The sequence below is a fragment of the Streptomyces chisholmiae genome, assembly GCF_031845445.1.
In the GTDB taxonomy this organism is placed as follows: Bacteria; Actinomycetota; Actinomycetes; order Streptomycetales; family Streptomycetaceae; genus Streptomyces; species Streptomyces chisholmiae.
Map to the genome: position 1 here is coordinate 1 of NZ_JAVREO010000116.1, position 476 is coordinate 476.

The 476-nt window shown below is 64.7% G+C and carries 1 protein-coding gene; it reads right to left on the reverse strand.

The features are described from left to right. Window positions 1-146: 146 nt before the first annotated feature. Window positions 147-377 carry a hypothetical protein gene (locus RM844_RS32345; RefSeq protein WP_311633994.1) on the reverse strand — a complete coding sequence of 77 codons (231 nt, stop codon included), beginning with the start codon at window positions 375-377 and terminating at the stop codon, window positions 147-149. Between the last annotated feature and the right edge of the window lie 99 nt (window positions 378-476).

Sequence of the window (476 nt, forward strand, 5' to 3'; positions counted from 1 at the left end):
GTCCCCTGAGGGGACAACCGGGTTGTTCCTTCGGGGAACACCCGCCTCGCCCCTCGGGGGAACACGGACAGTACGTCCAGGCCCGGCAACAGTCCAGCGATCTTGTGTCAGCTCGACGCAGAACCGTTTGCTAGCCTGACCCGCCCTCAAGCCGCCAGCCCGAGCAGCTGCAGCAGGTCCGCAGTCACGACGCGGTACGCCTTGCCGAGGCGCAGGACCTTGCACGGGTACTGGCCCCGCTTGGCCAGCTCGTAGCCCTTGCTCCGCCCGATTCCCAGAGCCCGGTTACTTGTGTCCAGGTCAACGGCAGCCGGAAGAGTCAAAGGCTCTTCCCGGGTCATCCCCTTCGACTGGTCGGCGGTGATGCCGTGGCGCATGCAGCGCTCCTCTCGGTACAGCCCTCGGCGAACGTGCCCATCACGTCCGCCAGCAAGCGGGTACCAATCAGCATGACGAAGCTAATGTGTCTTTATGAC